Source organism: Bradyrhizobium sp. LA6.8 (assembly GCF_040547935.1).
Classification (GTDB): domain Bacteria; phylum Pseudomonadota; class Alphaproteobacteria; order Rhizobiales; family Xanthobacteraceae; genus Bradyrhizobium; species Bradyrhizobium barranii.
The window spans coordinates 18,300-39,273 of record NZ_JBEPQQ010000020.1; the positions used below are offsets into that span (position 1 = coordinate 18,300).

The following is a 20,974-nucleotide window of genomic DNA, read 5'->3' on the forward strand; positions in this document are numbered from 1 at the left end:
CCGCCAAAAATAGAGCGATCCTCTTTGTGCCACTGCTGATTGAAACTGTTCAACCTCAACTCGTGGGCGGCGTCGATTCGCTGCTGGCTCGACTGACTGCCGAAGGGCAGGCGCGAGGGTTATCCAAGGACCAGAGTGACGGCGTGATCGCGATGCTACCTCCCAATCTTGCCGCCTGCGGATGCTTCCTGGATCGGCTCACTAATATATGGCGCTACGAATTTGGATTGCCGCATCGAGTTGGCAATGATCTCATCTGGGGCGTCCACATGTGGCCCCGCGTGCCCCTGCTATTCGATGTGCTCGAATGCGCCCAAAGGCGGCTGTCGCCTGACAAGCTGCGCGCCTATTTAACCCTGATCGACGACATTGGGCGGCATCTCATACATCTCACCGAGATGTTCCCTATGCTGCGGGTGTCTCCTGTCGTTCCTGCGGATCATGAGGTGGGCGGTCTCGGAGCCGGCAACCGAACCGTCGATTGGGCAATCGATCCTGCTGGCGAGCGGCGCGTTCTTGTCGATGTTAAGCGGAGATTTGCCGATTTCTTCAGTCAGATGGAGGGCGTGGCAGTCGATGGAGGGGCCGCACCTCAACATGATGTTGGTCTCTTGTTTCGCAGCGTTGAGGGCAAATTTCTGCCAAGGAATTCAGCCGAGCAGCTGCAAGGCGCATGGATCGTAACTGACATCAAGCAAGAAGAAACCGAACTCCAAACAGCATTTGATGCGTTAGATCCGGCGAAGGTTCATTTTGCGATACTCGGAGATGAGCGGGCCGATGTTTGTCTATTGACACGCGGAGCTGAACACCGTCGCTTTCTGCTTGAGCTATTTGGTGTCCAGGAAAAGAACGAGCGCTTCCTATTCAGACGTGGCGAAGTGCGCACATAAGTGCGAAGGCTACGAGCTTGCCACAGCGCTTTCGGGGTCCGTCTCGCACCAAGCGTAACCGAGGGACATTGGCATCCCATCCGCTTCGTGCGTCACGTTGGGTATCAACTGAGACAGAGAGCTAGGTGATCGGATCACAGAATTAGTGTGGCGGAGTTCGCCACCGCACGTCGGCGCTTATTCAACGGATATTCGACGACTTTTCAATGCAAGTTCTAAGTCATTGAAATTTCTGGCGCTCCCTAGGGGAATCGAACCCCTGTTTCAGCCTTGAGAGGGTAAAGTCGATCCGCTTGATGATCATCGTGGGGAGAGTCCTGCGATGGACCCCTTAGGGATGTCAGGCCGGCCCGTTCGCATAAGCAGCCGTCGCCGCACCAGTTTCGTACCAGAAACGACTCAGCCGAAGCGCAACGAGCGCGATCATTCAAACAAGAGGTCAGCAAAATCAATGAAGCCAATCACTATCCCGCCGCTCATAACGGCCCGATTAGTGGTTCGAGGCCTGCCGCACATATCGGGAAATCGCCCGCGCTTGATTTTTGGTTAGCCTCCTTGAGCTTGCGGCTTTGAAGGCGCCTCGTGGGCCTGAACGCCGCATGATAAGCTCGCCAGTAGATGGGCTTCTTTCCAGCTTAGCCTTCCAGAGTGTTCCTCTAGTCAACCGCCAACTGCGGTTGCCCAGCTGAAGTCATAGTGAGCGCTCAACAACTTCATTGCGACAACAGCGACGAGAACGCAGATGATTTTCAACAACGTTCTAGTCGAGAACACTCTATTGAAGAGCGTCATGACACCGCCTCTAGCGCTGGTGACCGAGCCGGATTCCCAGCTTGAGCGCCTTTTGGCGGAGTGAGCCTTCGGAGCGTCTTGTGAGTTTCGCGATTTTTGCAACCGGTGTCTTCGCTTTCGAATGAGCGCGCAGCTCTTTCACGTCAGCCTTTGTGTAGTCGCGACGCACAGCTTTCTTCTTCGTAGCCGTCTTCTTTGCCTTCTTCGCCACTTTTAGCTCCTCGATTCGAGAGTGGGCGTACTACCACAGCCGCATTGAGGCGCAACTCTCCATCAGTTGACTCTATATGCTGGTACGATCCCTGAACCGTCTCGTGACGTCAGTACTGCAGGGAATTTGCCCGACGTATCGAATTGTTGCGGCGATTCCTGGTGGGCCAACATTCCAACTTGAAGCAATCTGACCGATGTAGGGCCAAATCCTAACTTTACCGATGCCGGCGATGTTTGGGAACGCTGCCAGCAGAAGATGCGCCTCGTCGGCGGACTCAAGATGCGTCGGCCATTAGTACCCGTCGGCTGTGCGCAAGTGGGCCAGCTCACATTTTGGGTGCCCGCAATCTATGATATAGACTGGCCTTTGGCGCACTTTGGGGAATGGTGTGCAATGCCGAAGAATATTGTGATCTTTTCCGACGGTACAGGCCAAGCTGGCGGAATCAATTTCGACGAAGCGCGGACGAACGTTTACAAGCTCTACCGCGCCTGCCGTGTCAGCCCGGACACGAAGGTCGAACCATCCGAACAGGTCGCCTTCTACGATGCCGGTCTAGGTTCGGCGTCGGACGGCGGTCATTTCAAGATTGGCTGGATGCGCTGGCTCTACAACCTCGCCAGCATGGCGACGGGTCTCGGGATCACCCGGAACATTGTCGATTGCTACGCCGCGATCATCGCTCTGTATGAGGATGGCGACCGCGTCTTTCTGATCGGTTTCAGCCGCGGGGCCTACACTGTGCGATCGGTTGCCGGCGTCATGACCTATTGCGGCGTCCCGCGCCATATGCCCGATGGTTCGCCCCTGCGCCGCGATCCAAAGAGCATCCACAAGCTGGCCGAGCACGCCGTCAAGGATGTCTATCAATTCTGCCCATCCTACTCGCGCAAGACTCTTGGATACCGGCAGTTTCTGTTGGAGACCCGAGACGCGATCGCCGCACAATTCAGACAGCAGTACGGTAGCACAACCACCATCAACGGCGCCGAGCGGGCGAACGTCTTTCCATACTTCATCGGCGTGTTCGATACGGTCGCCGCCCTCGGCCACAAATATCTCGGCACGGCGCTCGTGACCTCCGGCATTGCGCTGCTGATCGGGTTGCACTGGCTCGGTGGCTTCCTTGAGCCGGTCTTTCCATGGGCGGGATGGGGAGCTTGGATTCTGAGTTACCTCGGCGTCGCCGCAGCCCTGATCGCTTTTCTCATGAACTATCTCAAGATCGCGCCGTCCTTGCCCGGCTACGGGTTCTTGAAGCGCCTGCGGACCGTGCATTTCGCCCCGCCGAAGCACAAGTTCTACGACACGACGCTGAATCCAAATGTCGGCTATGCCAAGCATACAATCTCGATCGACGAGAACCGCGCGGACTTCAAGCGCGTCGGTTGGTCGCCAACGGCCGAGAAGCAGGACGTACGCGACGCGCACGGCAACCTCTTTTTCGAGCAGGTCTGGTTTCCGGGCGTGCATGCTGATGTTGGCGGCGGTTATCTAGAAAATGAGGCGCGGCTCTCGGACGTAGCACTGAACTGGCTGGTCGCAGGAGCTTCGCTCATTCCTGGCGGCCTAAAACACGACGGCAGTGTGCTACGGCTGTCACCCTATCCTGCCGGACCCCAACACAATGAACAGGCGGGTAGCTTCCTTAAGGCCGGGCTTCGCGAGCTTCCTATTGATCCGAAGACCGAGGAGTCGAGATCACCGATGCACAAATCGGTCTATCGGCGCTTCGAAGCAGGGTCGGTTCTCCTATACGACCACATCGCGGCTTATCGGCCGGACAACATGAGGGTCCATGTCGACTTCAAGCACTATTTCGATGGCAGCGCGGCGCAGCCGCCCCAATGCGTCGCCGATGACATTGAACAGAAGTGGGAAAATGCCGGCTATGTCGGGCGGCTCTGACCCAGGTTGAACATTGAAAAGCGGTCCTGTCTGGTGATCTTCGAGTCGGCTTCGCCTCTGCCTCGTCCAGCAATGTAGATCACAATGCCGAGAGTGGACCCGCCGATCGACCGCCAAAATCACCGTTTGAAAAACCGTTTTAGTTCGATCGTCTCAAACGGTTCGCGAGGCTAAGTCCTTGAAGAACTTGGTGGGCGCACCAGGGCTCGAACCTGGGACCCGCTGATTAAGAGTCAGGTGCTCTTGTGCCGCTCGTTTCGGTCGGACTTAGGCCTTCCAAGGAATAGGCAGCCGAACACAAAGCATCGCCGACACGGCGCTTCTGTTCCCTGCTCGATCTGACGACAACAAGATTGGGCGAATCCTTCATGCCCGAGGCGAACGAAAGAGAGCCCATCGAGCCCGTCCTATTTGCAGACACCCACTTTTCAGCAAGGATTCGATTGCCGTGGGATCGGGGATGCGTGCTACCGATTTGCTACGAGACCCTTTGCGAGTTTTCTCGCGCAGCCTAACTACCTGATACTACGATGGAATCGTGGTAGCGGGAGAGGGACTCGAACCCCCGACCCCAGGATTATGATGCCTCGCCTTTTATAGTCTAGGAGCCGAACCGGGCCATTTTCAACCAAGAAATCATCAAAAATGCCCCGTCCCCTACTCCTTGAGGCTGTATGACGGTCCGAATCCTTGGTTTCGCTGGCACGAGCGTGGTACGATCGGCCGAAATCGGGATTTCAAGGAATTGAATATGGCTACCCCGCAGTTCTCAAAGAGATGCGAGCTGACCCGCAAAATCGTCGATGAGGCCGTTGGGATGGCCCTCGCGGGAAAAATCGAACGCTTTGATTTTTGCGATGAGAGCCAACCGTATTTCGTGCTGCGCGTTCGGGGGCATTCATTGTCCTGGCTGGTCAAAACCAGGGACCGGACGATCAAGATCGGGAACGCCTTCCCGGCGGACAAGCGCGAGCGACTGCCCGAGCGGCGAATGCGGACGAGCAAGGTGGGTGATAAGGACCTCGGCCTCCGCGATGCCCGCCAAGTTGCCAAGCTTGAATGGGCGAAGCTGGGCGACTTGGTCGAGGCGCCGGAGGAAAAGCGTTCCTGGACTTGGGAGCAGCTCGTGGAGGGCTACAAGATCTACATTTCCGGTATGCGTGAAGACGCTCGTGGCCAGCCTAAGTATCCCTCGAAGGAGACCTCTAACGACGTCAGGCTGATCTTCGCACGCCCTGAAGTGGCAACTCCGCGTTCGCACTTGAGGTCGACGGGCATTTGAAAACACCTTTCGACACCTTAGAGGGCGCGACGAAAGGGGCACAAGAGATCAAACGGCGCTTTCCGATGTTGCAAGTGAAGATTTACGACTCAGCGACTAAGGCTCGCTTGGACGTTTAGAGCGTAGGTTGGATGAGGCGACGACCGCGAGACGCAGTTCGACTTGTTCGACCGCTGCTCGATAGCGGACTTGAATAGCCTGGGGCGGCAGACGCTAAGTCCCCGGGGCCAGCTAATCGGGGTAGAGTCCGCCGGCGTCGTAAAATGCTTTCAGCAGCGCATTAGACCACAGTTCCATCGCTGCGGCTTTTTCCGGGATCCGCTGAGCTTGGAAGTACCAGCGCTTACCGGTATCGCCGACGCGATCCAGATCGGATCGGTGGTCCCCAGGCATTTCGTGCGCGATCATGAGCGAAGCTGTGCCTCGAGGCAAATCAGTATGCTCTAGAATGTAATCGCCCATCGTGGAACGGACGATATGCATGGAGAAGCCTGGAATGCCTCGGAGAATATCACGATGATTGCCGCCGTGCTCGCTACGTAGTCCGCGCATGTTTCGGATGTGGTTAGCTAGCCCAGAGCCCGAGGCCGCAATGATGCCTGCGTTTGACTGAAGTACCCTAGACGTAAAGATCCAGGGGCTCTTTAGGCCCGTGAAGGTGCGAGCGGTTGCCGCAGCAACATCCCGTCGGCAGCAGCGAATAATGTGGAGTCCGACTGGTGGAATTGGCAGCGTGAAGCCGTTCTGAGTCTTCATGACTTCGGGCTGCCAGGTTGCCAATCCCCATCCCCTGGGAAGACGGGCGTCCTCGAAGACGACGTCATCATAGGCAATCTGTGTTCCGGATCCCCGTCGATGGCCGGTTAGGCAGTCCCACCAGAAGCCCCAGCGTACCGCTGGTGAAATTCGTTCGTTTCCCACGCGGGCGAGGCAGAAGCGCTCATGCCGGGCGAGAAGGTCGCCGAGATGTTCGACCTTGAAGTCAGACTTTTTCTTCCGCAGCGTTTTGGTTCGAGCGAGCTTCTTTTCGACCTCCTTTGAAGTGCGTCGCCGTTCCTCCGCCAGCTTCCACCATTGACGGCCGTCCAACCCACTCTCCTTGCGCTTGAATTTCTGCGCCCAGTTGAGCGCCGCTCGTCCGTAGCTGCGGAACTTGCGGTAGGCGTCAAATCCGTGCGCCTCATGTAGCGCCTCCTGCACATCCTCGAACCAATGCGCATCGAGGTCATTGAGGAGCTTGTTTGCGTGCTTTACCGAGCACGAACGTGAAGGGAACAACGAAGAGCTCATCGCCCTGATCATCACTGACATGCAGGACCCAGTCACGCCAATCATCGAAGCTACGCTCGTTGGCGAAGGATCGCACGACACGGGCCGCGTGATCGCGCGCCTCAACAAGGTCATCCACCAGGGCGCCGAGATAATCGACGGAAACCTTCTTCGCGTTGGAGCAGTGGAAGTAGACTTGGGTCATATTTAGCCTCCTTCAAATGGATGGGTAGCGGCGAGCCTTCAGTGCCGCTGCTGTCCTCGACGTCACGGCACGAAGGCCGGAAGCAGTGATGCTCTGAAGATTTGAAACCACATCCAGGTTGTCATGAGAGAAAACAAGATCACAGCGGATCTCGTGAGTTGGCATTTGACGTGGATTTTAAGACTCAACCGCCGCACTTCGGCGCCAATAGATCGTTGGCGGCGTTGACGACGAAATCGAGAGCAACGAGAACCTGCGCGCCATCGAGGCGCTGGGCGGCAATCTGCCGCAACGTCACCGACTCATGGTAAGAGGCGGCGTAGGCGCGACAGGTCTTTTCCTTAGAGACGGCATCGGCCGGTTCGCCTTGTACTGCCGCCCAAAGCGCGCAGAATTCCTTGTTTGAGGTGCATTCAGCCGCAACCCCGGACATCGTGGATACATTGATCGCGGCAGACGCAATGAGAACAGCGATTCTCCTCACGAGCGAACTCCTTGGATCGAGTTGTTGCGAGGAGAGTTACAGTTCGGCTGATCGACCTTCCATTGTGCGAAGGTTGATTCTTGTACCACCGTAGTTGCGCCGCGTAAGCCTCGGCTTAGACGGACGAGAAGCTTTCAAACCGAAGGCGACGACCACGCCTGGACACCGGAGGACAGCAGCGGCGCATACAGGCTAACTGCATTCACGCGCTCGACCACGGAATTCAAGATGGATTGGGAATGCGGCCCGGCCACGTCGCAGCTTCGCCGATCAATCCGACGACGCTCATCTCGAGTTCGGTGCGGACGCATTGGAGGAATGCTCGATTCTCGCCGTGCTTGCCGTCCCGGATCTTGACAGTAGCGGAGAAGCCCGAGCCACTTCAGTCGCTGTATCGGTAGTCAAGGCCGTAGTGACCTCACACGCTCGCCTTGGCTTACGAATGGCAGGGAGGACGGTCGCAGCAGTATTCCGCGCTGCTATGGAAACTATGCATGCCGGCTATTGGAAAAACTCGTCCCGCGCTGCGATCAATGGGTACCGGAGATTTCATCGAGTAAGGCCCGGCGCAACCTCGGTCCGAATCCAATGACGTCAGCGCGCCGACGAGGACGCACTATCTCCTTGAATATACCGCATCGCGCAACTTGATCTTGCCGAAGAACTTCAATGAATGGGTGTTCGTCGGCTCGCCACTCACTCACAACGCGCTCAAGAGGCATCCATGGCTTTCACGCTAAAGATCAACGGCACATCCCATGAGGTCGATGTTGACGGTGACATCTCGCTTTTGTGGGTGCTGCGCGATGTGCTCGGCATGACCGGGACCAAGTTCGGCTGCGGCCAGGCGCTGTGCGGCGCATGCACCCTGCATGTTGCTGGTCAGCCGGTCCGCTCCTGCCAGACGCCGGTCGACAGCGTCGGCGACAGTGCGATCACCACGATCGAGGCGATCGGCCAGACGCTGCAGGGCGCGGCCTTACAGAAGGCGTGGCTGGAGCTGGAGGTGGTGCAGTGCGGCTACTGCCAGTCCGGCCAGATCATGTCGGCGGCGGCGCTGCTGAAGGACGCGCCGAAGCCGAGCGATGACGACATCGACGCCGCGATGTCGGGCAATGTCTGCCGATGCGGCACCTATCACCGCATCCGCGCCGCGATCAAGCACGCCGCGGGAGTTTGAGATCATGGGTGAGCTTATTCTGAAAGATCAGGTTGCGGGCCAAACGGCGGTGTCGCGGCGCGCCTTGCTTCAGGGCACAGGTTTGCTGCTTGGTTTTGCGCTGGCCAGTGCAAGCACGAAAACCGTCTTCGCGGCACCTGCTTCGCAGGTGGTCGAAAACGAGGTCACGGGGACTTTCGCGCCGAATGGATTTATACGGATCAATCCAACCGGCGCCGTGACCCTGGTCATTCCGATGATCGAGATGGGACAGGGGGTTTACACGTCGCTCTCGATGCTTCTCGCCGAGGAACTGGAAGTGAAGCTTGACCAGATTCAGGTCCAGCATGCGCCGCCAAATCATGCGCTTTACGTCAATTCGATTATAGGCATTCAAAATACAGGTGGTTCCGCCTCTGTCCGTGCCTTCTGGAGACCGCTGCGTCAGGCAGGGGCAGTGGGTCGTAATCTGCTGATTGCGGCGGCCGCAAAGCGCTGGAATGTCGATCCAGCGACTTGCCGCGCCAAGGATGGCGTCGTGTTCGATGCGTCAGGCTCGAAGCATCTGAGCTACGGCGAACTTGCGGAGGCCGCGGCGAGATTGCCTGTGCCGCCAGCGGCAAACGTCAAATTGAAGGATCCGAAGGATTTCACCCTGATCGGCACGCGTGCCAAGCGCGTGGATTCACCGATCAAGGTCGATGGGCGCGCGCTCTACGGCATCGACACGCGACTGCCGGGTATGAAGGTTGCAGCGGTTGCTATTTCGCCTGTGCTCGGTGGCAAAGCGAAAACGGTAGACGAGAAGGCCGCGCTCGCAGTGAAGGGCGTCCGGCAGGTGGTCAATATCGATGAAGCTGTTGCCGTGGTGGCGGATCACACGGGTGCGGCGAAAAAGGGGATCGAGGCCGCCGCCATCACGTGGGACGACGGGCCGAACGGCAAGGTCAGCAACGCCGATATCGTCAAGCAATTGGAGGAAGAATCCAAAAAGCCGGGCGCAGTTGCCCGTAACGATGGCGATGCAAGGAAGGCTCTTGCGGAGGCCGCGCAACGGCTTGACGCCATCTATCAGGTGCCTTTCCTGGCCCATGCTGCGATGGAGCCGATGAACTGCACCGTTCATCTGCAGAAGGATCGTTGCGACGTCTGGGTCGGGACCCAAGCGCCTACGATCACGCAGTCTCTGGTGGTCGAACTCACCGGCCTGCCAAAGGATGCGATCAAAATTCACAATCATCTGATTGGCGGCGGCTTCGGCCGAAGGCTGGAGGCCGATGGCACGGTGCTGGCTGTCAAGATCGCCAAGCACGTCGATGGTCCGGTTAACGTGATCTGGAGCCGCGAGGAAGACATTCAGCACGATATGTATCGGCCGTACTATTTCGATCGGCTGTCGGCCGGGCTTGACGCGGCCGGCAAGCCGGTTGCCTGGACGCATCGGATCGCCGGCTCCTCAGTCATGGCTCGCTATTATCCCCCATACTTCAAGGACGGATTGGACCCCGATGCCGTAGAAGCGGCGGCCGAGCCGCCCTATGCGCTGCCCAATATCCACGTCGACTTTGTCCGGGTCGAGCCCCCTGGTGTCCGGACGTCTTGGTGGCGCGGCGTTGGACCGACTCACAATGTTTTTGTGGTCGAGAGCTTCATAGATGAGCTGGCTCATGCCGCGAAGCAGGATCCCGTCGCTTATCGCAAGGGATTGCTTGGCCACAATCCGCGAGCGCTCGCTGTTCTGTCCCTCGCCGCGGAAAAAGCGGGGTGGGGATCCCCCCTTCCCACGCGGCATGGCCGTGGAATTTCAGTACAATTCGCATACGGAAGTTACACGTCGCAGGTCGCCGAGGTCGAAGTGGCGGCCGATGGCTCTGTCAAAGTCAAACGGATCGTATGCGCGATTGACTGCGGCATGTACGTCAATCCAGATACGATCGAAGCACAGATTCAAGGTGGAACGCTTTTCGGGCTGACCGCGGCGCTCCATGGCTCGATCACCTTCAAGGATGGACGGGTCGAGCAGAGCAATTTCGACAGCTATCTGCCGATGCGAATCAACGAGGTGCCGGTGGTGGAGACGCACCTGATTAAGAACGCAGAAGCTCCGGGTGGCATTGGCGAAGCTCCGACGGCCGTTGTCAGTGCCGCAGTGACCAATGCGATCTTCGCCGCGACCGGCAAGCGCCTGCGCAGCCTGCCGATCGATACGGATTCGCTGAAGTCGTCGCCTTAGTGCTTGCCCGTCATCCCCCGCTCGTCGCAGCGCGCACGGGATGACGGTCCGGGACTAAAGCCTCCGCGCATAACGACCATAGGAGCGCTCGCGTTCTCCGCTTGGAAGAAATCACCTCTCAGAAGGACGTGGTCTCGAGTTGCAAACTCGATCCGCTCCAAAGCTGTCATGTGGGCTCCCCAGGGTAGTGCCGGCAACCGAACTACGGCCTGGCCCGTTCAAGGTCAAGACGTCGCGGGAATCGATGGCAGGAGACGAAGTGCGGTGATACGAACGAACATGGCGACGCCCCCGCTGATCCTTGGAGAACGGGCTTCGGAGCACTATCGACGCCGGTAGCCAGGCAGGAAAAGGGCCACTACAGTCATGCGGAACACCTCGAAAGCGGTTCCAAGGCAGGCTTTCGTCGGGCAGCACGCTTCGCTGCCCGCGAGCTCCACTGTCAAATTGTCGACGGCAGACCTCAACAACTTGATGCAGTCGCTCGACATCGATGTCATCGCCCTGACTGAGCTTCTGGTGCCTCACGGCCATCGAGCCGAAATGGGAATGATTGACGCACCCGGGATCCACTACAACTTGAGTGGCGTGGGACGCATGTCTATCAACGGCGGACCAAAGATGCCGTTGAGCCCTCATTTGCTCATCATCGTGCCGCCAAACACTCCGTTCATGATCGAGGTTGACGGTGGAAGTGGCCCACCGAAGCTCATTTCGAGAGACTGCTGGACTCGTCAAGACGGCATCCTCCGCATCGCAGCGCCAAACGAGCAACCCGAAATCATCCAGATATGCGGCTTTTTTAATGCATCCTTTGGTAAGTCTGTCAGGCTGTTCGGAGAACTCCGTGAACCGGTGATTGAGCAGTTCGAGCCCGCGGACAAGATCGATCTGAAGCTTCGCGAGGCTATGGACGAGCTGCTACAGCAAGAGGTCGGCGTTGGAGCCATGACGGCGTCTCTGCTCAAGCAAATCGTTGTCTCATTGGTGCGACGGTCCCTCGGGTCATCCCAGCGGTGGACTGAGCGGTTCTCGATACTTGCCGACAGGCAGGTCACCCGTGCTTTTGCAGATATGGTGGCGCGGCCAGGAGCCGCTCATTCCGTTCGAAGCTTGGCACACAGTGCAGGATTGAGCCGTTCGGCGTTCATGGCCCGATTCTCGGACATCTTTGGACAACCCCCGATGGTCATCTTGCGAGACTTGAGAATGCGCCAGGCTGCGATCGATTTGACGACAACGACGATGTCGATCGATGTGGTTGCTCTTAATGCGGGGTATGAGAGCCGTTCAAGCTTTGTGCGAGCTTTTCGAAAGGCGTACGAACGAGATCCGAGCGACTATCGGCGGATAGCCAAGGAGGGCAAAGCCCAGAAGGGTATCTGAGAACGAGGTGCGGAGGTTTGAGGCCCTGGATGAAGTTGCCTGCTACCTTGGCCACCGCTTTCACACGGGCGACCATATCGTCGAAGTCGCGAACACAGCTGGATGCTCACGCGCGGGTACCTGGCCAAACCAGGATTTCCGAGCCACGATGGCAGCCACTATGCTGCACTCTAACCCGGATATCCTAAGCACCCTTGACGGAGTGCCTGATGTGTTGGGTACCGAGGCTGCTTGCAACATTTCGCTTCAAGTTGGCCGCAGCGAACGTGTACCCCCCGGAAGCGCCATCAACGAAGTGTACGTGATTAGCTTGCGTGGGTAATGGCACGAAGCACGTAAGATTTGCGGCCAACTGTCGATGCGTTCCAAAAAAGCATGCACCTCGTCGCTGAGCCTCTTCCAAGTGTGCGTCTATCACGTCGGCGAGTTCAGATGGGCAGTCCACTGTCATACGTAGGCCGTCATCGAATTTTCGGTAATCTGTATTCTCCACAAGCTCTCGTCGGAACCGAGATTCATGAAAGCCGCCAATAGGAATCCCCAGTAGAGTGCCCACCCGCGTCAGAATGGCGCGCGAGCACTTCGCAGTCCAAGCCGCAAAGGGCATCTTTCGGCTGCCTTTCTGGATGGCATGATCAAGATAGTCGCCAGTCCATGCGGGGAGCGGGCCTTCAGCAGGCAATGGATGTAGACCGGGCTCATTTGAACGGAGCATCCGCAGAAGCTCCTGTATGAACTCCACGAACGGATTCGGATCATCGTGCGGAACGACGATAAGAGACAAGATGACGCCCTGCCTGGTGCCGATCGGCGCAAATCGGCACGAAAGACCTGTGAGGTCAACTGTTCCCATGGGCGCGCGCGGAAAGGTGTAGCCACCTTGCTTGAGTTTGCGCTCTGCCCAGGCAAGTCCTCCGCCGGCAAACATTGCGTAGGTGACATTCGAAGCGGGCGCGAAACGGGCTACCAGGACGTCCAAATGCTGAGCGCGAATGTCCGCGATAGGAATGACCGCAATGCGCAACGTGAGACCCAATTCGTCCTCGGCCCAAGCGGCGGTTTTTGCCAACGTATCCTTGATGATCGACGAATAGACGCCGGGCGCGGCGAAGCTCGCGCCATCCCCTCCAAACGTGGACGGAAACTGTAGGTCGGGTAGTGCATTGCTGACGGCAGCAAGAACCGCCGCACCGGCGGTATTCACCTCACGGTACCGTCCTTGTTCAATAGCTTCGGTCGAATGGCTGACGTCCGTAACGGCGATGATCCAGTCGCTAGGTAGAGGGCGATATCGATCTCGCCGCACTACGTCATCAAAGGAGCCGAAGGGCACAAGCCCCTGATAAAAGCGGTTACCTTCGGCCTCCTGATCAACCTCTATCTGGAAAAGACCGACTTCGAAGGCTGGCTCTGATTCATCCACAATCATTTGCACTCCCTTCGGTCCTCGTCGGAGTTCAGAGTGGGGCCGTTACCTCAGTGACTCACACGCATCGATCATGACGTAGGTCGCGCTACCCATCGGCATCGTGCCGGCGCGTGTATCACTACACGGCCGTCCGCTCGCGGTTAAGCTCGCCTGGTCGCCTCGAACAGGAACCATGAGCGACTTTCCGCCTCGTCGATCCAGTTTTCGATCAGGCTGGTCGTGGAAATATCGCCACGCTCGTTGCAGACGTTGTGGATCTGCCGCATGCGCTGGCTAAGCGTTAGGTTATCTTCCTTCAGTTCGGCCAGCATGTCCTCGGGCGTGACGAAACCTGCATCATTGTCCTCGATATGCTTCACTCTCGCGATGTGGCCGATCGAGCGGATCGTCGTGCCGCCGATCTTGCGGGCTCTTTCCGCGATGTCGTCCGTCATCGCAAAAATCTGCGCGGTTTGCTCATCAAGGAGAAGGTGATAATCCCGGAAATGCGGACCTGATATGTGCCAATGGAAATTCTTGGTCTTGACGTAAAGCGCGAACACGTCTGCCAGAAGCACAGTGAGCGCGGCCGAAATATCCTTGATCGCTTTGGAGCCGAGAGTGCTCGGCGTGTCGAATGGCTCCTCGCGGCGCTTTCTCGCGTCTTCTATACTCATTTTGCTCCCTCCTTCAAGGTTGATGCAGTCCTGCTGTTCGCCGAAGGACGGCTCTGAACAAGCATTTTTGTGAAATTGAGTTCGCACCTTTGCAAGGATTCAGCCCTTTGACATTAATGCGACATTATCGGCCTCTGCCTTCGATAATTATCCACGTCGGGCCACGTCGGCTTGCGCCGAAGTTCCTCAGGTTCGCTTCAAATCCTCGACCAGCATCGCCGCGGCGTGGCGCGCGAGCGCCTGGGTCGGTGCGTTGGTATTGCCGCTGGTGATGTTCGGCATGATCGAGGCATCGATTACCCGGAGGCCGTCGACCCCGCGCACCCTGAGCCTTGCGTCGACCACCGCTCGTGCATCCTGGCCCATCCGGCACGTGCCGACCGGGTGCCACATCGTCGTCACGGCACGCTTCACCCATGCGCCGATCTCCGCATCCGACCGAACCAGTGGGCCGGGATCCATCTCTTCCTCGATCACCGGCGCCAACGACTCCTGCTCCATGACCTTGCGGATCGCGCGCACTGATTCCACCGCGGCCCTCAAGTCTTCATCTTCGCCAATGAAGTTCGGGTTGATGAGGGGCATCGACGTCGGGTCGCTGTCGGCCAACCGCACCCAGCCCCGGCTCTTGGGCTGAAGCACCACGAGTTCGAAAGTGATGCCCGAGCGGTCGCCCGCCGGGCCGAGTTGCTCGGTCAAGACGATAGGAGCGTGATAGCATTGGATCGTGGGTTCGGCGGTGAAGTCGGACGGATTCCAGTGAGTAACCGTCTCGATGCCGTTGCCCGACGCCGGGCCATCCTTGGTGACGAGATAACGCAGGCCCGCCTTCACGCTGCCAAGGCCGTGCGCGGCAGCCTGATAGCCGAGATCGCCCTTTACATAGACACGGATCGGTACCATCGGGTGGTCCTGGAGATTTTCGCCCACTTCCGGAGAATCGACGATCACCGCGATGCCGTGCTGGCGCAGATGCTCCGCTGGCCCGATACCCGAGTGCATAAGGATCGTCGGGCTATGGACGGTGCCAGCCGACAGCACAACTTCGTCGGCCGTGATCCTATCCAGGCCTTTGTCCCCGAACTGAACGCCGACAGCCCGCTTGTTCTCGACGAGGACGCGAACGACGGTCTTGCCGGTGAGAAGCGTCACGCGACCTGAGGTGAGGTGCGGACGCAGATAAGCGTCGACCGCGCTGCACCGGCGCTGATCTCCGACCGTTGACTGTACCGGCGAGACGCCGATCTGGCTCTTGCCGTTATAGTCTGGATTATAGGGAATACCATATTCCTGGAATGCCTTGAGGCAATATTGGTTCAACTTATTGATGCCCTTGGGCAACTGGACCGCCAGACCACCATCTATGCCGTGATATTCGTCGTGGAAGGTGTCGTTGGCTTCCTGCGCCATGAAGACGGGAAGCAGGTCTTCATACGACCATCTGCCGGTGTCGCCGACCGCTTGCTGCCACGCCGCGAAGTCGCGTATCTGACCACGGACGTAGCACATCGCATTGATCGAGGAGCTGCCGCCGAGTACCTTGCCTGAGCGATATGCTCGTTTGGTCCCGTGCTGGGGAACCGTCTCGTATTTCCAGACATGCCGGTCGCGGGCCAGCAGTTTGGCGAAGCCGGCTGGAATGTGGATGAACGGATCGCGATCCATGTCGCCCGCTTCGATCAGCGCGATCGACGCGTCGGTATGTTCGGCGAGATAACTCGCGACAACGCAGCCGGCCGCGCCCGCGCCAACAATGGCAATTTCGTAGGCATCCATCCGTGTCTTTTTCCTTCACACCATTTGTATCGTTCAATCAACGCCCGTCGCTGACGCAGCGCCCATCGCGGCTCCTGATCCCGAGATTGATCGGGCCATGCTTTTGGAGAGTAACGTTGCGACGCAGGCGAGGGAAATCACCTCTCGCCATAGAGTCGATAGACGATCGTTATAGCCGCTCTCCGAGGTAGTCTTGGCGACCTTCGCCTCACCGGCATCGGCGACGTACCAGAGCTGCGTCGCAGCTTTCCGCAAGACGTGCTCTCGCGCTCGACGAAGCAAAAAAACGGTTCGCGTGTCACACCGGCCCTGCCGCCCGGTCATGACATGGGACCAACAGAACAAGAGGGAATGCCCGCCATGTACGGCGATCGTCATCCGTCATGTCGTCGCGTTTCGCTTCTTCTTCGGCGCCCTGCGGCGGCTGCTGCATTGAATTGCTGACGGTGAGCGTTTTCAAGCCGCCGTCGTCGCCTAGCTGCTCCGAACCCCGCACATACCCGCGATGATCGCGGCCGAGGTAACGGCACTTATTGCGGCGCCTGCGCTCCAAAAAAGATTTGCGGCGCGCCGATTGACGTCATGCGCGATCAGCACCACCCGCAATCCCGACGCAAGGTGGCTTAGGACAAAAAACACGCCGAGCGCGTAATGAGGCAACAGGCGGATATTCCATGCGTCATGAATGAGCCCGGTCGGGGCTCCGATCGCGAAATTCCAATCGGTGGGTATACCGAGAAAGCTTCGAGCGTAAATGAAAACCGAGTTCATGTGCCCGAGGATGTACAGCGAGAGGTAGGCCCCCGAGGCGACCTGAAATGTCCGATGGAAGCCCTGCGGGGCGGCACTCCAACGCCATGCCAGAAACAGGCCTGTGCCGGTCTGGAAAAGCATGGCCGCGACCAACAGCGGTTCACCCACGCAAGAGCGGTAGACAACGTGGCCGATCTTCATGACGGCCGCATGTGCGTCGGGGCCGATCAACCCAAACAAGTGATTGGCTAGATGGAACGCCACGTATAGGCACAAGACCGCCGCGGTCATTCCGTGGACAATGCGCCAGCGCCCCACGGTCGGCCGCGTCGCAGCGACCGGATTGCCTGCGGTCTGTGACCAAACCGCGATTCCGAGCCAAAGCACGTACCACACGAGTTCGTCGGGGATAGGGCTATGAATCAGGGCCTGAACGACGCCAAGAAAGACAAAGAGCGTTGGGGTCGCCACGCCGGCATAGGCGAGCCGCCGCGCCCCTGGATCGGCATCCGACCGGCAAGCGAGCGCGAGCGCAAGAAACGGCACGACGAACGCCACGGCTAGGATCAAGGTCGCGGCGACAATTGCGAGAGGCGAAGGCGTTGCGGCCTGCGTGCCGACGACGGCATGAAAGGCGCGGAGTAGAAAAGGGTAGCAAATGGCCGCCGCCGCGGGAGCCAACGCCGAATAGTCGAAGCGCGGCCCGATCGTGGCGCTTCGGTCCTGCGGCTGAGAAAACCCGTCCATCCCCCCCCCTAAATATCGGCCGCGCGATCCGGCCATCGCCCCGAAGTCTTGCACGGCTGCAGACGAACATCGGCAGCGTCTCGACTCTCGACGACGCCGTAGCCGCCTTCAACCCGCTGGGCGTCTGCTCAATCCCGAACGCGTCGCAACTAGCTCCTCGGGCGCGTTCAAGACTGACGTCGTGAGCAGGACAGCGGCAGCGAGGACCCAGTAGTACCAGGCGTCGAGCCCAGCGAATTTAAAGGCGGATGGTGCGATGACAAACACCACCCCGACGGCGCGATCGACCCAAAGGTGCAGCCAGTAGGGAATGATGCGGACGAGCCCGGTGGGATGGTCGGTCAGGGCGGCCAAGAGCAGCGCGGTCACACCGACGACAACCGAAAGCCACATTGCGACCGGTCCGCTCTGACCGAGCTTCAGCGCGAACGGCGCTGCGATCAACACGATCGCTACAGGATAATCGATCAGGTAGGCGTGGATAGACTTGGTGATGAAGCGGTACGACATCGGTGACTCCTACTCGCTTGGTTGCTCGACGACGATTGCGCCGGCCTATGTTGGCAAGCACTCCATACGATCGTCACAGGTCAGTAAGGGTATGCCGGCACGCCAACCAATAGAAATGCCCGGTCGTTATCGTTTCCATTCCGCCGGCCGGCGCCATGGAAGCGTGTTAGCGTGGCGTCGACAGCGAGTCCAAGGGCGGCGCTTCAGTATCCGGCTGTCGCGGTCAGGGAAGGCTTGGGAAGATCGCCCAGGCCGTGCCATACGTCATCCGCTCATTCCTGGGCACTCCGAGCAGGTTCGCGACGGTCGCCGTGCGCTTTGCCGAGGGGCAGCTTTCGACCTTCGGTGTCGCGGCTGTCGGGCGACCTCCTCGATCACGAGCTCCGTTCCATTGACCGAGATCGGCCTCATCGACGCGCTTGCCCTTCAACTCGGCATAGATCGGCGCCTCGGTAGATAGGCCCATCTCGTCGCCGTCGCACACAAACTTGCCTGTCGACGCGGCAATAACGAAAAGCCGTCCGCCTAGCTTCACTGCTGCCATCCAGGTATTTCTCTATCGCGCTATCGAGGTCGCACGCCTCGAGCGACAGCATTGTTTGCTTCACGCGCAGCCCATTTAGGTGACCGTTGAAGTAGCCGCGCTGAACGGATGCGCCGCATGCTCTCCTCGGGTGCTGGGCGCATTCCACGACTTTCGCGCCGTGCGAATGACGACCGACCAGTCGCGAAGGCGAGCGAACTTGACGAAAGCGTCCAGCGCCGGCGAGTAGCGGCGCCCCTGCACAGCCAGTAGACGCACCTCCCGCGAAACCAGGTCGCCTTCGAGCGGGATGGTCTTGAGCGTAGGAAGGTGCGGCATGTGCTCGGGCGCGAGTATCACGCCGAAGCCAGCCGCGGCCATGTGCTGCAGGTGCAAGTCACTACCGCTGCAGTGCCCGAGGTGGAGCGGTTCTTCCGGGAAATACGACCGTTGGATCTTCGGGGTGACGTCGCATCCGGCGCGTTCCAGCAAGACGGTCTCGCGGAGGTCGTCGATGCCGATCGAGGGACGGTTTGCGAGCTCGTGTGTCGGCGCGAGAAGCGCGACGTAGCGCTCTTCGAACAGTGACCAGTCGTCGATGCGAGTGGGCATGTTCTGCACGTCCCCGACCATTGCGGCGTTGATCTCGCCCCCAAGCAAGAGGTCGACGAGCTTCTCCGCCGCGCCCTCGCGCAACTCGACATGAAATCCAGGGACAAACCTTGTGATCTCCGCGATCAGATCGAGGACGAGCGACGCCGAGATGGAAGGGGCGAGGCCGATCTTCAGTGGCGCGACCTCCTTCCGTTGGAACTCCTGGGCCCTGCGACGCACCGCCTCCGCCGAGGCCAGTGTACGCTCCAGCATCGGAAGGACTTCCTTTCCAAGGTCGGTGAGCTGCGTCAGCTGGCGTTCGCGGTAGATCAACTGGCCGCCGAGCTCCTGCTCGAGCTTCTGCACCCCCTTGGTCAGGGCGGGCTGCGTGACATTGCACTGCCCGGCCGCACGGGTGAAGTTAAGCGTGGACGCGACGGCGAGGAAGTAGCGAACTTGATGAAGCTCCATGGATTGTTCTATTCTCCGTCAAGTTGCTGCTGTCCATACTGACGAGCCTTGCATCGCCGCGTCTGGACTCGGGTGCTCGCGGTCGTTCACCAAGAGGGGAAAGGCGACCTCGGTGACTGTCGACGGCCGCATGTTGATGGCTTGGAGCGCCGCGGTCGATTGCGCGGAGGTACCGTGAGGTTCGCTTGTCGCTGCCTGTGCTAAGCGAACGTTTAGAAGTGAGGCGTAAATCTCGCGCCCCGAATCCGTTAGCCGGATGGGCACCTAAGGAGAGGATCAGCGGCGCAGCAAAATGCCGTAGACGCAATTTGCGAGTAGATGGCGCCCTCGCACGAAAACACTGGGGACATGCCCTTCCGGCTCAGGGGTTCTACGGCTGCTCTGGTCTTATATTGAGAAGCTCCGCCATCCGGCTGAGCTCAGGAAGCGAACGTGCCTTCATCTTCCGCATCAAGTTCACGCGATGCACCTTCACCGTGGATTCGGCGATGCCGATATCGTTGGCAATCTGTTTGTTTAGGCGACCGGCCACGACGCCGAGCATAACTTCACGCTCGCGGGAGCTAAGCATGTCGAAACACTCCTTGAGCGCAGCCAATGTGCTATCACTCTCCCGACGGGCACGATCGCGAGCGAGGCCGGCCTCGATGGCGTCAAGCAGATCCTGATCACGGAATGGCTTTGTAAGGAACTCTATCGCACCGCCCTTCATCGCTTGCACGGTCATCGGCACGTCGGCGTGCGCTGTGATAAAGATAATCGGCACTTGTCTGTTTGCGGCGACGAGGTCGCGCTGAAGCTCAAGACCGCTTCGCCCCGGCATTCTCACGTCGAGCACCAGGCAAGTGGGACCGTCCGGCGGATCGGCCTTAAGAAACTCGGGAACAGACGAAAATTGTCGGGCAGGTAAGCCGACCGTCCGCAACAGCCGCACGACCGAGTCGCGAAACTCGGGATCGTCATCGATAACCAAGACACAGGGATTTGTCTCACCCATTCTCGGTATCCTGTGTGGGGAAGCGCATTTTCCCCTATTCCGGCGTCACTCTACGCACAATCAGTAGAGATGAACAGGTATCTTCTGCCTAAGCGGATAGCCGGAATCCTAAACCATCGCTTACGGCCGCGGTCATTGCATTATTGGGGAATGTCCCGGACACTAGAAATTGCATGCAGGCGCGAGGTATGCCGCCAGTGTAGTGGAGCGAGGAAGGCGCCTGAAACCGGCAATGTCGAACCGAACACTGATAGCCATCGTCGACGATGATCAGCTCTATCGTGAGTCAATGCGAAAGCTCGTAGCGTTAATGGGCTACACTGTCGAGGCGTTTCCGTCAGCAGCCGATTTCCTGGCGTCACGCTTTCTGCCGGAAACCACTTGCTTGATCGCCGACGTTCACATGCCCGGAATGACCGGAGTCGAGCTGCACAGGCATTTGGTCGATGCAGGGTACGCGATCCCGACGATCCTTGTTACCGCCTACCCCGATGAGGTCGTCAGGGATCAAGCTCTAAAGGACGGGGTTGTTTGCTACCTCAGCAAGCCAGTGGACGACGACTATCTCGAGCGATGCCTGCGTTCGGCTCTGCAACCGGGTACGCCGATTGAAGACAATTCATGAGTCGTTGTCCGCTGGCAGGGTAAACTGAAATACGGTGCCGCGAGGTTCGTTCGCTTTCGCCCACAACT

The 20,974-nt window shown here is 58.8% G+C and carries 19 protein-coding genes and 1 tRNA gene; 7 read left to right on the plus strand and 13 right to left on the minus strand.

The features are described 5' to 3' along the window. Positions 1–26: 26 nt before the first annotated feature. Positions 27–893 carry a hypothetical protein gene (locus ABIA90_RS45395; RefSeq protein WP_354122394.1) on the plus strand — a complete coding sequence of 289 codons (867 nt, stop codon included), beginning with the start codon at positions 27–29 and terminating at the stop codon, positions 891–893. Between the two features lie 233 nt (positions 894–1,126). On the opposite strand, the gene ABIA90_RS45400 is transcribed toward ABIA90_RS45395, so the two are convergent. Together ABIA90_RS45400 and ABIA90_RS45405 are read right to left on the minus strand one after the other, a co-directional pair. Beyond that, positions 1,127–1,234: transfer RNA gene (locus ABIA90_RS45400), tRNA-Glu, on the minus strand. Positions 1,235–1,695: 461 nt separating this feature from the next. Next, positions 1,696–1,896: a hypothetical protein gene (locus ABIA90_RS45405; RefSeq protein ID WP_354122393.1), complete on the minus strand. Its 201-nt coding sequence runs from the start codon at positions 1,894–1,896 to the stop codon at positions 1,696–1,698. 396 nt (positions 1,897–2,292) lie between these two features. Between ABIA90_RS45405 and ABIA90_RS45410 the strand changes: the two genes are divergently transcribed. Next, entirely contained in the window at positions 2,293–3,807 is a 1,515-nt protein-coding gene (locus tag ABIA90_RS45410) for a phospholipase effector Tle1 domain-containing protein (RefSeq protein ID WP_354122392.1), read from the plus strand. 751 nt (positions 3,808–4,558) lie between these two features. Next, positions 4,559–5,089, plus strand: a complete 531-nt coding sequence (locus ABIA90_RS45415; protein WP_354122391.1) for a hypothetical protein — start codon at positions 4,559–4,561, stop codon at positions 5,087–5,089. Between the two features lie 231 nt (positions 5,090–5,320). On the opposite strand, the gene ABIA90_RS45420 is transcribed toward ABIA90_RS45415, so the two are convergent. From ABIA90_RS45420 to ABIA90_RS45430, 3 genes are all read right to left on the minus strand, one after another. Further along, positions 5,321–6,379 (minus strand): site-specific integrase, encoded by a 1,059-nt coding sequence (locus ABIA90_RS45420; protein WP_354122390.1) that lies wholly within the window; start codon positions 6,377–6,379, stop codon positions 5,321–5,323. Beyond that, a complete protein-coding gene (locus tag ABIA90_RS45425; RefSeq protein ID WP_354122389.1) occupies positions 6,315–6,563 on the minus strand; it encodes a DUF6894 family protein in 249 nt (82 codons plus the stop codon). Before ABIA90_RS45425 ends, ABIA90_RS45420 begins: the two co-directional genes overlap by 65 nt. A gap of 184 nt (positions 6,564–6,747) precedes the next feature. Beyond that, entirely contained in the window at positions 6,748–7,047 is a 300-nt protein-coding gene (locus ABIA90_RS45430) for a hypothetical protein (protein ID WP_354122388.1), read from the minus strand. A gap of 724 nt (positions 7,048–7,771) precedes the next feature. Between ABIA90_RS45430 and ABIA90_RS45435 the strand changes: the two genes are divergently transcribed. From ABIA90_RS45435 to ABIA90_RS45445, 3 genes are all read left to right on the plus strand, one after another. Continuing rightward, positions 7,772–8,227: a (2Fe-2S)-binding protein gene (locus ABIA90_RS45435; protein WP_354122387.1), complete on the plus strand. Its 456-nt coding sequence runs from the start codon at positions 7,772–7,774 to the stop codon at positions 8,225–8,227. 4 nt (positions 8,228–8,231) lie between these two features. Then, positions 8,232–10,439: a xanthine dehydrogenase family protein molybdopterin-binding subunit gene (locus ABIA90_RS45440; protein WP_354122386.1), complete on the plus strand. Its 2,208-nt coding sequence runs from the start codon at positions 8,232–8,234 to the stop codon at positions 10,437–10,439. A 366-nt stretch (positions 10,440–10,805) separates the two neighbouring features. Beyond that, positions 10,806–11,825, plus strand: a complete 1,020-nt coding sequence (locus ABIA90_RS45445; protein ID WP_354122385.1) for a helix-turn-helix transcriptional regulator — start codon at positions 10,806–10,808, stop codon at positions 11,823–11,825. Positions 11,826–12,009: 184 nt separating this feature from the next. Here the strand turns inward: ABIA90_RS45445 and ABIA90_RS45450 are convergent, their stop codons facing one another. The 8 genes from ABIA90_RS45450 to ABIA90_RS45485 all read right to left on the minus strand — a co-directional run bounded on the left by ABIA90_RS45450 (position 12,010) and on the right by ABIA90_RS45485 (position 20,281). Next, positions 12,010–13,254 (minus strand): DUF3095 domain-containing protein, encoded by a 1,245-nt coding sequence (locus tag ABIA90_RS45450; RefSeq protein ID WP_354122384.1) that lies wholly within the window; start codon positions 13,252–13,254, stop codon positions 12,010–12,012. A 140-nt stretch (positions 13,255–13,394) separates the two neighbouring features. Next, positions 13,395–13,910 carry a Dps family protein gene (locus ABIA90_RS45455; RefSeq protein WP_354122407.1) on the minus strand — a complete coding sequence of 172 codons (516 nt, stop codon included), beginning with the start codon at positions 13,908–13,910 and terminating at the stop codon, positions 13,395–13,397. Between the two features lie 186 nt (positions 13,911–14,096). Continuing rightward, complete coding sequence (locus ABIA90_RS45460; protein WP_354122383.1) at positions 14,097–15,686, minus strand: GMC family oxidoreductase; 1,590 nt, start codon at positions 15,684–15,686, stop codon at positions 14,097–14,099. Positions 15,687–16,160: 474 nt separating this feature from the next. Then, positions 16,161–17,186, minus strand: a complete 1,026-nt coding sequence (locus ABIA90_RS45465; protein ID WP_354122382.1) for a hypothetical protein — start codon at positions 17,184–17,186, stop codon at positions 16,161–16,163. 108 nt (positions 17,187–17,294) lie between these two features. Then, positions 17,295–17,696: an SPW repeat domain-containing protein gene (locus tag ABIA90_RS45470; protein ID WP_354122381.1), complete on the minus strand. Its 402-nt coding sequence runs from the start codon at positions 17,694–17,696 to the stop codon at positions 17,295–17,297. A gap of 223 nt (positions 17,697–17,919) precedes the next feature. Next, a complete protein-coding gene (locus ABIA90_RS45475) occupies positions 17,920–18,240 on the minus strand; it encodes a hypothetical protein (protein ID WP_354122380.1) in 321 nt (106 codons plus the stop codon). A gap of 75 nt (positions 18,241–18,315) precedes the next feature. Further along, on the minus strand, positions 18,316–19,284 hold the full coding sequence (locus ABIA90_RS45480) for a LysR family transcriptional regulator (protein WP_354122379.1): 969 nt from the start codon (positions 19,282–19,284) through the stop codon (positions 18,316–18,318). A 370-nt stretch (positions 19,285–19,654) separates the two neighbouring features. Then, positions 19,655–20,281 (minus strand): response regulator transcription factor, encoded by a 627-nt coding sequence (locus ABIA90_RS45485; RefSeq protein ID WP_354122378.1) that lies wholly within the window; start codon positions 20,279–20,281, stop codon positions 19,655–19,657. Positions 20,282–20,513: 232 nt separating this feature from the next. Between ABIA90_RS45485 and ABIA90_RS45490 the strand changes: the two genes are divergently transcribed. Continuing rightward, positions 20,514–20,906, plus strand: a complete 393-nt coding sequence (locus tag ABIA90_RS45490) for a response regulator transcription factor (protein WP_354122377.1) — start codon at positions 20,514–20,516, stop codon at positions 20,904–20,906. The last annotated feature ends 68 nt before the right edge of the window (positions 20,907–20,974 follow it).

Coding starts and splice junctions, on each gene's coding strand:
- ABIA90_RS45410 (WP_354122392.1), top strand. CDS start 2,293: ATGCCGAAGAATATTGTGATCTTTTCCGACGGTACAGGCCAAGCTGGC.
- ABIA90_RS45460 (WP_354122383.1), bottom strand. CDS start 15,686: ATGGATGCCTACGAAATTGCCATTGTTGGCGCGGGCGCGGCCGGCTGC.
- ABIA90_RS45445 (WP_354122385.1), top strand. CDS start 10,806: ATGCGGAACACCTCGAAAGCGGTTCCAAGGCAGGCTTTCGTCGGGCAG.
- ABIA90_RS45480 (WP_354122379.1), bottom strand. CDS start 19,284: ATGGAGCTTCATCAAGTTCGCTACTTCCTCGCCGTCGCGTCCACGCTT.
- ABIA90_RS45485 (WP_354122378.1), bottom strand. CDS start 20,281: ATGGGTGAGACAAATCCCTGTGTCTTGGTTATCGATGACGATCCCGAG.
- ABIA90_RS45455 (WP_354122407.1), bottom strand. CDS start 13,910: ATGAGTATAGAAGACGCGAGAAAGCGCCGCGAGGAGCCATTCGACACG.
- ABIA90_RS45440 (WP_354122386.1), top strand. CDS start 8,232: ATGGGTGAGCTTATTCTGAAAGATCAGGTTGCGGGCCAAACGGCGGTG.
- ABIA90_RS45465 (WP_354122382.1), bottom strand. CDS start 17,186: ATGGACGGGTTTTCTCAGCCGCAGGACCGAAGCGCCACGATCGGGCCG.
- ABIA90_RS45490 (WP_354122377.1), top strand. CDS start 20,514: ATGTCGAACCGAACACTGATAGCCATCGTCGACGATGATCAGCTCTAT.
- ABIA90_RS45415 (WP_354122391.1), top strand. CDS start 4,559: ATGGCTACCCCGCAGTTCTCAAAGAGATGCGAGCTGACCCGCAAAATC.
- ABIA90_RS45420 (WP_354122390.1), bottom strand. CDS start 6,379: ATGAGCTCTTCGTTGTTCCCTTCACGTTCGTGCTCGGTAAAGCACGCA.
- ABIA90_RS45425 (WP_354122389.1), bottom strand. CDS start 6,563: ATGACCCAAGTCTACTTCCACTGCTCCAACGCGAAGAAGGTTTCCGTC.
- ABIA90_RS45470 (WP_354122381.1), bottom strand. CDS start 17,696: ATGTCGTACCGCTTCATCACCAAGTCTATCCACGCCTACCTGATCGAT.
- ABIA90_RS45435 (WP_354122387.1), top strand. CDS start 7,772: ATGGCTTTCACGCTAAAGATCAACGGCACATCCCATGAGGTCGATGTT.
- ABIA90_RS45475 (WP_354122380.1), bottom strand. CDS start 18,240: ATGGCAGCAGTGAAGCTAGGCGGACGGCTTTTCGTTATTGCCGCGTCG.
- ABIA90_RS45450 (WP_354122384.1), bottom strand. CDS start 13,254: ATGATTGTGGATGAATCAGAGCCAGCCTTCGAAGTCGGTCTTTTCCAG.